This is a genomic window from Yimella sp. RIT 621 (genome assembly GCF_004146205.1).
In the GTDB taxonomy this organism is placed as follows: domain Bacteria; phylum Actinomycetota; class Actinomycetes; order Actinomycetales; family Dermatophilaceae; genus Yimella; species Yimella lutea.
This window is the reverse complement of the sequence record NZ_SEIP01000026.1, coordinates 1-9,916: the sequence shown is the minus strand read 5'-3', so window position 1 is coordinate 9,916 and position 9,916 is coordinate 1. Positions and strand designations below refer to the sequence as shown.

Below are 9,916 nucleotides of genomic sequence, written 5' to 3'. Positions count from 1 at the left end.
ACCTTCACGTACTCCCACGGAATCATCGACAGCAGGTGCGCGATCACGTTGATGCGGGACGCGCGCTTGTCCTCGGATTCGACCACGTACCAAGGCGATTGCGAGCGGTCGGTGGCAGCGAACATCTGGTCCTTGGCCTGTGAGTAGGCCTCCCAGCGGGTGATCGACTCGAGGTCCATCGGGGACAGCTTCCACTGCCGCATCGGGTCGCTGTGACGCGACTTGAAGCGCGCCTCCTGCTCAACGTCCGACACCGAGAACCAGTACTTCAACAGGATGATGCCGTCGTCGATCAGCATCTGCTCGAAGATCGGCGCCTGCACCAGGAAGCGCTCGTACTGCTCCTCCGTACAGAACCCCATCACATGCTCTACGCCGGCGCGGTTGTACCAGGAGCGGTCGAAGATGACGATCTCGCCGGCGGCCGGCAGGTGCTGGATGTAGCGCTGGAAGTACCACTGCGTCTTCTCGCGGTCGGACGGTGCGGGCAGCGCGGAGACGCGAGCAACGCGCGGGCTGAGGTACTCGGTGATGCGCTTGATCGCCGAACCCTTGCCGGCTGCGTCCCGGCCCTCAAAGATGACGACGACACGGGCACCGGTCTCCTTGACCCACTCCTGCATCGCCACCAGCTGAGCCTGGAGTCGCTCCAACTCCTCTTCGTAGAGGTCCTTGTCCATGCGGACCATGCCGCTCGCAGTCTTCTTGGCCATGTTCCGATCGTGCCATTGCGGCCCGCTGTCTGTTGCCAATTGGGCCGACCGGTGAGTGGCATCCGTCTCACCATGTGCGCGTCCGGCACCGATTCGATTGCGGAGACGGCCGATCGCAGAGGACGAGTCAGCACACGGGCGGTGCCGTTCAGCGCGAAAGATACTCAGCCGCGCACTCCCCAACCCCGGAGTGGGAAGCGCGCCGGCTGAGGTCTTTGTGGCCCGCCTCAGGCGAGGTCGAGCTTGGCGTTCTCGCCGTCCGGACGCTGCTTGGTGACCGCGCCCTTGACCATGCCGAACAGCTGCGCGGGCTTGCTGGGCGAATCCCAGAACTCACCGCCGGTGACGTTCACCCGGATCAACGCGACCTCAGGGCTCTCCGGCTCCTGCTGGAACCAGGCCTGCGCGAACGGGTTCCACAGCTCCTTCTTCTTCGCGACGTCGTCGACCAGTTCGCCTGTGCCACTGGCCGATACCCACGACGTGCCGCTGACGAACGCGATGTTCACCTGCGGGTGCATGGCGAGCTGGTCGATCTTCGGGGAGTCGGCGAACGCCATGAACCACAGCGTCCCGTCGTCGTCCACCTTCTGCACCGCCATCGGACGGCTGATGATCGTGCCGTCGGCGTCGACCGAGGTGAACATGCAGGTGCGCTCGTCCTTGACCATCTCGACGAACGTCGGGACGTCGTGCGCCGGTCCCTGCGCGGGGTCGGGCCTCCGACACGCCAATTAAGGGGAACGCGATGAACAAGAAGGACGAACCGGACGCAAGTGCCTGCCCGCAGACGTACGTGGAGCCCTGGCGCTAGAGAAATGGACGTAATGACGACCGGTTCCCTTCACTACGGCTGTAGTCAAGGGAACCGGTCGTTACTGGGTGCGGCTCTTCGCAGGCGCGGTCAGCGCAGGATGCCGTTGCCGACCTTGCGTCCCCACCAGCGTCCGAGTCCGAGCTTGTCGCCGGAGAACGTGTAGGCGACCACCAGGAGTCCGAGTGCCTCGAGCCAGTGGCTGTCGAAGACCGGGTTCGTGAAGCCCTTGCCGGACTGGCCGATCGGGAACTCTGCGAGGTACATGAGGAAGAGCAGCAGCGTGCCCGACCAGGCGGCGAGCTTCAGGCCCGCGCCGAAGAGCATCGCGATGCCGATACCGGCGAGGCCGGCCATGAACAGCCAGTCGGACCACGTGCCGGCGATGTTCTTGAAGAAGTCGCCGAACGGGCCCTCCGCGTTCTTCATGAATCCCTGCGCCGGCTTGCCGCCGTTGACCCAGGCGCGTGCTTCGGGCGTCGCGTAACCGAGGCCGAACAGCTTGTCCAGGAACGGCCACAGGAAGAAGAAGCCGAGGATGATCCGCAGGATGCTCAGCAGCCAGCGAGCGATCGGGGATCGGACGACGTCCTCCTGGAACGTCACCGCGCGGTCGGTTGCGTCGTGGTCGCGACGCCCTGCGCGGTCGTGTCCTTCGTCAACTCCGCGGTCTGTCGTGTTGCTCATGGCCAACATCCCTCCCACGGGGTGGTGGGCGATCCGGGGCGGTTCGCCCTACCTACTATCAATGGTAGTACTACGCCGCGTAAGTGGCCAATCCATTGCCTCGGTGCGTCGTGTCGGTGTCGGACGAGCGAAGTTCGAGGCGGCGTGTCGGCCGTTGCCCGGAGGGTGTCAGTGCCGAGCAATACGATCCAGATGCAGAGCCCTTCAAGGGGGGGCCACGATCAAGGGGGACACGTGAAGCGACGCATGCTGGGAGCAACGGCCGCGGCGGTGCTGGTGCTGAGTGGTTGCAACGGTGGTTCGAACGACGCCGCGACGAAGTCATCGCCGGCAAGTTCGGCGAGCGCGACCGGGTCGAGCACCTCGAGCGCCTCGACGACGACCGGGTCGCCGAGGCCTACGTCATCCTCCGCCTTGACCTCCTTGGCCTCGCCGAGCTCGTCCGCATCGTCGACACCCAGCAGCACATCCGGTGGGCGTACCGAGATCGTCGGCATCAACCCACGTACGACCTCGGGCACCCTCGCACCCGGATGGACGACGCGCCGCGACTCGATGGGCTGCGGCGGCTACACAGACCCGTCAGGTTTCGCGATCGCCGACGGCATCTTCCACTGCGGCTCGAACGCACAGGGCCTGAACGCCTGCTGGCCACTGAGCGATGGAACGTCCGCATGTCTGCACTCCGCGTTCAACCGTGAGCTGGCGCTGATCGACACTCCGGACGGCAGTGCGGTGAAAGCACCGGCATCGGCCTCTCCGTTCGCCGTCCAGTTGAGTGACGGCGTGCGCTGTGAGGTGGTCAGCCATGCGCACCACCCGCCGCGCCCGGACCAGCGGTTGTCCTGGTACTCCTGCGCCGACGGCCGCGGCTTGTTCGCGCGTTCCAGCGCAGACCCGCTCCCGAGCAGCTTCGACCGAAGCGCAGCGGCGTGGACTGCCGATGCAGCAACCGGCAACGGCGCGATGAAGAAGGTCTCGATCCGCAAGGCGTGGTTTGCCACCGCGACGAAGGTGTCCGCCGCCTCGTCCCCGGCCGCCTCTGGCCTCGACCAGGTCGGCACTGCGAACGCGTTCCTGCGTGCGATCGGAGCGAAGAACGAGACCAAGGCCGCTCAGTACGGAACGCCCGCAGCGATTCGTGGCACCGACAGCGGCGGGATCGAGAACGTCGTCTACGACACGTGCACGCCGAAGGGCGGCACCCCGTGGACGTGCGTGGCCGAAGTGGGCGAGAACCACACCGACAACGTCTGGTACGCGACCTTGACCGTCACCAAGCAGAGCGGTCGGTGGATGGTCACCGGCTACCGGCCGTGGGACACCTGCGAAACCACGCCTATCGAGAGCTGCGTTCCGAGCTGATCTCGGTGACAGCGCTCGCGGCGAGGTTGTGCCAGCGCCACGGTTTGTCGATCAACGCATGACCGCCGCCGGGCACCTCGGTGTAGGTCGCGTCTGCCCCTAGTGCCTGGAGCCGTTCGACGAACCGGCGCGCTTTCGCGGGCGAGCAAACGGTGTCGTTCTCACCGTGGATGACTCGAACGATCTTCTCGCGCAACGGTTCTGCGTGTTCGTCGTCGGCCACCCAGGGCGCAAGGGCGACGCTGCCGATCACCGACTTCTCGCGTCCGGCGCGGATCGCCGCCCACCCCCCGCTGGAGTGACCCAGCAGCACGATCGGCAGGTCGTACTCGGCGTGCAACCGGCGGACGAGTTCACGGGCCTGGACGACTCCGCTCCCGGACTGCGCCACCCAGCCACCGTGCGTGTTGTGCACCAGGACCGGGGCGACCCGGCCCCTCGACACCCGCCGGACGGCCGACGCGAAGGGGAGCATCCGTAGGTAGGAGATGTCGCGAAAACGCTTGGGCTGCAACTCCGTTGCGCGCCCGCCGTGGAGCAGGAGTGCGATGGCCTGGGTGCGTCCGGTGACGCGGACGCGTCCCTGGCGGACCGCGTCCATCGCGTCGTCGAGGTCGATGTCGTCCGGCATTGTCCGACTCTGTTCACCTAACTCAGGGCAGCAACACGACTTTGCCGGTGACCGTGCGGGTCTCCAGCGACTGCAGCGCCTCGGCTGCCTGCTTGAGGGGGTAGGTGTCGCCCACGATGGGCTTCAGGACGCCGCTCTCCAGGTGCGGGCGCAGCGCCTCCCACTCCTTGGCGATGTGCCCCGGACGCGTCAACGCGTACGCACCCCAGCCGACTCCCACGACCGAAATGTTGTTCAGCAGAAGGCGATTCACCTTCACCTCGGGAATCGAACCGGCGGTGAATCCGATGACCAGGATGCGTCCGTCGTCCTTCAGGCAACGAAGCGAGTCGGTGAAGCGGTCACCGCCCACTGGGTCGACGACGACGTCGGCCGACTTGCCGACCGCGTCCTTGAATCCCTCGGCGAGCACGTACTCGTCCGCGCCGGCCTGCTTGGCGACCTCACCCCTGGCATCGGTCGAGACGACCGCGATCACTCGTCCGGCGCCGAAGGCCTTGGCGACCTGGATGGACGCGGTGCCGATGCCGCCGGCGGCGCCGTGCACCAGGACGGTCTCACCCTCGGCGAGCTGCCCGCGTTCGACGAGTCCGAAGTAGGCGGTGCAGTAGTTGAACAGGAAGGACGCGCCTTCCTCGAAACCGACCGAGTCGGGCAGCTTGAAGGTCATCGACGGGTCGGCGGCGACCTTCTGCGCGAACCCGCCGAGCAGCGGGAGCGCTGCCACGCGGTCGCCCTGGGACAAGCCGCTCCCATCGGGGGCGGACTCGACGATGCCGGCGACCTCGGCGCCCGGGACGAAAGGCGTTTCCGGCTTCATCTGGTAGAGGCCACGGGTCTGCAGGAGTTCGGGGAAGGCGACGCCGGCCGCCTTCACGTCGATGACGACCTTGTCGTCGCCGGACGGGTCGGGCAGCTCGTTGAATTCGAGGGCGTCGGGTCCGTCGAGGGTGGTGATCTGAATGGCCTTCATGGTCTTCCTTCGTGAATGTCGTCGTGGGACCTGATTGCTGCTGAAGTCGCTTCGTTCGCGCACGAGGTTTCGGCGCAGGCTGATTCCTTCGTCATCAGCCTGGCTCAACCAGCGGGATTGTCGGTATCAGCCTGGCTCAACCAACCGGATCGTCGGTATCAGCCTGGCTCAACCAACCGGATCGTCGGTATCAGCCTGGCTCAACCAGCGCGATTGTCGGCGTCGGTCGGGCTCAACCAGCGCGATCGTCGGCACTGGGCGACTCGGCCGGCGTGGGGCAGACCGCCGGTCGAGTAGTGAGGGAGGGCTACCGACCGAGCGCGATCGAGACCTGGTGCGGAACACGGTCACCTGTACGTGGGCATGGTGAGGCCGAGGGCGTTGGTCCAGAGTCTCGTGGCGGTGGTGACCAGCGCGTCGACCGGGGTGTTGTCGTCGAACAGGTAGGAGTCGTTCGCCAGGCGGGAGACCATGCCCGAGAGCGCGGTGGCCGCGATCCGGGCGTCCAGCTCGGCGTCCGCGAGGCCGCGTTTCTGCAGGTCACGGATCGCGCGGGTGTTGCGGTCGATGAACGCGTCCGCCCTCGCTTTACGCAGATCGCGGAAACGCGGGTCGACCGAGGCCACCTGCCCGAGCAACTGGTTCAGCCGCGCGTTACGTGAAAACGCTTCGAAATAGGCCCGATTGCTCTCGGCGATGATCGCCACCGGGTCGTCGGCCGGGGCGATGCGTCCGGTGCCGGGGTGCAGCATGTCGGCCTGAGCCTCGTGCAGCACCGCCGCGAACACTTCGTCCTTGCCGTCGAACCAGGTGTAGAACGTGCCGATCGAACACTGCGCCTCGGCCACGATGTCGACCAGGCGCGAGTCGACGTACCCGTCGCGTTCGAAGACGGTGCGGGCCGCACGGACGAGGTTATCCCGCGTCCGGCGGCCGCGCGGTGTCTGCGGTTGGACGCCGACCATCGACGGGTCGACCAGCGCCGGCAACGAGGCCGAGCGCGCCGCGGTCACGACTTCTTGCCCCAGTTGGCGTCGCGGCGACGCAGTTCCTGGCGGGCGATCGTCATCTTGTGCACCTCGTCCGGGCCATCGGCCAGACGCAGGGTGCGCATGTGGGCGTACATCTTCGCCAGCGGGAAGTCGTCGCTCACGCCGCCGCCGCCGTGCACCTGGATCGCGCGGTCGATGACCTTGAGCGCGACGTTCGGTGCGACGACCTTGATCGCGGAGATCTCGGTGCGGGCGCCCTTGTTGCCGACGGTGTCCATCAGGTACGCCGCCTTCAGGGTGAGCAGGCGGGCCATCTCGATCTCCATGCGCGACTCGGCGATCCAGTCCTGGATGTTGGAGCGGTTGGCGATCGGCTGACCGAAGGTGACGCGCGACTGGGCGCGGTCGATCATCAGGTCGAGGGCGCGCTCGGCGACACCGATTGCCCTCATGCAGTGGTGAATTCGGCCCGGACCGAGACGTGCCTGACTGATCATGAAGCCGTCACCCTCACCGGCCAGCAGCGCCGACTTCGGGACGCGGACGTCCTCGAAGATGACCTCGGCGTGACCCTCGCGGTCCTGGTAGCCGAAGACCGGCAGGCCGCGGACGACCTTCACACCGGGGGTGTCGAGCGGGACGACCATCATCGACTGCTGGCGGTGCTTCTCGGCCGACGGATCGGTCTTGCCCATCACGATGAGGACCTTGCAGTTCTTGTGCAGGGCGTTGGAGGTCCACCACTTGCGGCCGTTGATGACGTACTCGTCACCGTCGGCAACCATCTGCGTCTCGATGTTGGTGGCGTCCGAGCTGGCGACGGCCGGCTCGGTCATCGCGAAGGCCGAGGCGATCTTGCCGTCGAGGAGCGGCTTGAGCCACTTCTCCTTGTGCTCGTCGGTGCCGAAGAGAGTCAGCACCTCCATGTTGCCGGTGTCGGGCGCGTTGCAGTTCGTCGCCTCAGGTGCGAGCTCGATGCTGCGTCCCATGACCTCGGCGAGGTGCGCGTAGTCGAGGTTCGACAGGCCGGGGCCCCACTCCTTGTGCGGGTGGAACAGGTTCCACAGACCGCGGTCGCGTGCCTCGGCCTTGAGGTCCTCCAGCACCTGCGGGTGGTGGTTGACGTCGCCGGACGTCACCATCTGCTCGTGGTACACGCTCTCGGCCGGGTAGACGTACTCGTCCATGAAGGACAGCAACTTCTCCCGGTACTCCTGGCCGCGCTCACTGGGTTCGAACATGGTTCGCCTCTCGTCGGTGGTTTGCTCCAGTCTTACCTGAATCCGGATTCAGGTTCAAGGTGGCGGCTGGAATCAGGTGGATGATCTCCGGGCTTCTCGAGCTGTGTGGTTGCGTCCCAGCGACCCTCACCTGGTCTCGATCGCGGCACTCCGCTGACGCTCCGCACCTACTCGGCCGGCGTGATCGGTGCGACGTCCAGCGCGACCGAAGTTGGCGAAGCAGCCCTCGGTGTGAGCGTCGCGTTAGCGTGGGACATGAAGACCTCCGTGGTGGCTGTGGGTGCGTGGTAGCTCCACACCTCACCCGGAGGTCTTCCTCACCTTCCAGTCGACTCGCCGTAGCTAACGCCCGTGGACAGAACAGCTAAGGGGCGGATCGGGCCTCCGCTGCTTCGTTGCCTTCTCGGTCACTCGCCTTCGCGGGCGGTTCCGTATCCCCTTGCGGCGGCGGGCTTCTCGTAGCGGCCGGCTCTCAAGCGGCTTTGAAGGAGGCGGGATGGCCCGGTTTCGCTGCTTCTCCTAAGCGAGGCAAGCACCTGGGCTTGGAAGAACTGCTCACCGGCGGTCCTTCGCGGCCGGCAACGATGCGCACCGTAGGTACAGATGCGCAGGTTACGTACAGGTGCCCACGCTGCATCCGGATGCGCACGCTATAACGTGCGCATCCGGACGTAACCCGGGCCTTTGTACATAACCTGCGACCCTGCGTCGTGCTGCGCGGCTTGTCCCAGAACCAGTCGATGGCTGCTCTGATCGTCTTGTGTGTAGCGGACCCCCGCGCCTGCGGATGGTTCGTGGTGCGTCGTCCTGGCGCCGTGCCTTTGCACGCCAACGCCACCTTCCGGATGACTTCCGCATCGGCCAAGTCGTCCGGCGTCGGCACGTACACTGCCTCGCCCTTCATGGAACCCCCTTGTTCGCAACGAGTCGTACTGCATTATGCGGCCGCAGCACCAGGGTGATTCAACGACGAAGGGCGGATCCTCGAGAGGATCCGCCCTTCGGTCTTCGGGTGCGCGAGGGGGGAGTTGAACCCCCACGCCCTTTCGGGCACACGGACCTGAACCGTGCGCGTCTGCCTATTCCGCCACTCGCGCGAGACCACCCAAGTCTGCCTTGTCGAGGTCCCTGACACAAATCGAGTTGTTTCCCGTCCGGGTGAGCACTTTCACAGTGGCTACTCACAACTGTGGAGAACAGTGTGGATAAGTGGGGAGAACATGTTGAGACATGTGTAACGGTCGCCTGTTCAACCGGCGTCCGGCGCGGGCTGGCGGGCGGATGGGTGGGAGGTACCTGTGGAGATCGGTCGGATGAGTTCGCGGCGGGCACGGACGAAGGAGCTACGGACGCGCGTTACGCCGAGGTACGCGTCTGTACTCCGTCGTAACGCGCGATTGTCGCGCTTTCGTGCGTGGATTCCGAGCAACGTGTCAGGATCGGGCGCATGGAGCCGGTCATCGGGGTAGTGCTGTGCATCCTCATCGTCGTTGCTGTCGTGTTCGGGCTGAAGGCTCTGAACGCCAAGAACTCGAAGGTTCCGGTCTTCGACGGGGTGGCTCCGGGAGTGATTCCGGCCAACCCGGAAGCGCACCCGACGCACTTCGTGTCGTCCAAGAACCTTTTGCCCAACCCGCCGCCGCCCAGGTTCGAGCCGCCGGAGCGAATCCTGTCGTGGATGACCGGCGCGCTCGGGCCGAAGGGAGTCGGCGGACGTGACTTCGGCGCCCTCGTCGTCGACCTGGCCGTGGCCGGGTACATCCGCATCGACAAGGACCCGAATGCAGACCTGTCGCGCCGGCGTTCGAACACCGACTGGAATCTGACCCGTACGAACAAGGACGCGAGCCAGCTGGTCGGCGCCCCGCACGAACTCATGCTGATGGCGTTTCCGCAGGGCAACCCGGGCGACGCCACCGAGATGGACGCCCTCAGCCGGCGTGCCCGTGCAGGCGTCGGTCAGATCGTCCGCGACTACATGAACAGGGACGCCGACGTGGCCATCGGCGCCGGGAACCGGTTCGAGCGTCACCCGATCCGGACGGCGCTGCAGGCGCAGACCGACCAGTTCCACCAGTACCTCAAGACCGCCGAGGCCGACCAGATCCGTGTAGAGCAGGCCGCTTCGATCTTCAGCCGCTATCTGCCGTGGGCCATCGCGCTCGGTGAGGCCGAGCACTGGGCGAAGGTCTTCAAGGACGTCGCCCGCAACGCCGGGATCGGTGACGGCAGCGTCGGGGCGACGGACGCCGTCATCCTAAGCACCTGGGGGACGGACCTCGCGTGGTTCGGCGGCGTGGACTTCGGTGGCTTCGGGGACGGTGGGTTCGACGGCGGGTTCTTCGATGGCGGGTTCGACGGGTTCGGCGACTCGATCGGTGGACTGACCGACGGCATCGGCGACTTCGGTTCGTCGATGGACTCGTTCGGTGGAGACATCGGTGGCGGCTCGGGCGGGTCGGACGCTGGCTCGTCCGGTGGGGGTTGGAGCAGCTGTTCG

General features: G+C 66.1%; 9 protein-coding genes, 1 tRNA gene and 1 pseudogene. 2 read left to right on the top strand and 9 right to left on the bottom strand.

What is annotated here, in order from left to right; translation table 11 throughout:
• From ppk2 to EU513_RS15430, 4 genes are all read right to left on the bottom strand, one after another.
• The coding region (gene ppk2 / locus EU513_RS15445) for a polyphosphate kinase 2 (protein ID WP_129627754.1) at window positions 1–713 on the bottom strand (713 nt) is incomplete at its 3' end.
• Window positions 714–940: 227 nt separating this feature from the next.
• Window positions 941–1,447 carry a pyridoxamine 5'-phosphate oxidase family protein gene (locus tag EU513_RS15440; RefSeq protein ID WP_255407471.1) on the bottom strand — a complete coding sequence of 169 codons (507 nt, stop codon included), beginning with the start codon at window positions 1,445–1,447 and terminating at the stop codon, window positions 941–943.
• 170 nt (window positions 1,448–1,617) lie between these two features.
• Window positions 1,618–2,214 carry a DoxX family protein gene (locus tag EU513_RS15435; RefSeq protein WP_239702772.1) on the bottom strand — a complete coding sequence of 199 codons (597 nt, stop codon included), beginning with the start codon at window positions 2,212–2,214 and terminating at the stop codon, window positions 1,618–1,620.
• Window positions 2,215–2,435: 221 nt separating this feature from the next.
• Window positions 2,436–2,735: a hypothetical protein gene (locus tag EU513_RS15430; RefSeq protein ID WP_129627748.1), complete on the bottom strand. Its 300-nt coding sequence runs from the start codon at window positions 2,733–2,735 to the stop codon at window positions 2,436–2,438.
• A 34-nt stretch (window positions 2,736–2,769) separates the two neighbouring features.
• Here EU513_RS15430 and EU513_RS15425 point away from each other — a divergent pair, with 34 nt between their 5' ends.
• Entirely contained in the window at window positions 2,770–3,579 is an 810-nt protein-coding gene (locus EU513_RS15425) for a hypothetical protein (RefSeq protein WP_129627745.1), read from the top strand.
• On the opposite strand, the gene EU513_RS15420 is transcribed toward EU513_RS15425, so the two are convergent.
• The 5 genes from EU513_RS15420 to EU513_RS15400 all read right to left on the bottom strand — a co-directional run bounded on the left by EU513_RS15420 (window position 3,554) and on the right by EU513_RS15400 (window position 8,513).
• On the bottom strand, window positions 3,554–4,210 hold the full coding sequence (locus EU513_RS15420) for an alpha/beta hydrolase (protein ID WP_129627742.1): 657 nt from the start codon (window positions 4,208–4,210) through the stop codon (window positions 3,554–3,556). The genes EU513_RS15425 and EU513_RS15420 overlap by 26 nt on opposite strands.
• A 22-nt stretch (window positions 4,211–4,232) precedes the next feature.
• Window positions 4,233–5,183 carry an NADPH:quinone oxidoreductase family protein gene (locus EU513_RS15415; protein WP_129627739.1) on the bottom strand — a complete coding sequence of 317 codons (951 nt, stop codon included), beginning with the start codon at window positions 5,181–5,183 and terminating at the stop codon, window positions 4,233–4,235.
• A gap of 347 nt (window positions 5,184–5,530) precedes the next feature.
• Window positions 5,531–6,196: a TetR/AcrR family transcriptional regulator gene (locus EU513_RS15410; RefSeq protein WP_239702767.1), complete on the bottom strand. Its 666-nt coding sequence runs from the start codon at window positions 6,194–6,196 to the stop codon at window positions 5,531–5,533.
• Window positions 6,193–7,416 carry an acyl-CoA dehydrogenase family protein gene (locus tag EU513_RS15405; protein WP_129627736.1) on the bottom strand — a complete coding sequence of 408 codons (1,224 nt, stop codon included), beginning with the start codon at window positions 7,414–7,416 and terminating at the stop codon, window positions 6,193–6,195. The genes EU513_RS15410 and EU513_RS15405 overlap by 4 nt, the downstream gene beginning before the upstream one ends.
• 1,013 nt (window positions 7,417–8,429) lie before the next feature.
• Window positions 8,430–8,513 (bottom strand) — tRNA-Leu (locus EU513_RS15400).
• Between the two features lie 350 nt (window positions 8,514–8,863).
• Between EU513_RS15400 and EU513_RS16035 the strand changes: the two are divergent.
• A pseudogene (locus EU513_RS16035) lies at window positions 8,864–9,916 on the top strand (DUF2207 domain-containing protein); the annotation flags it as partial.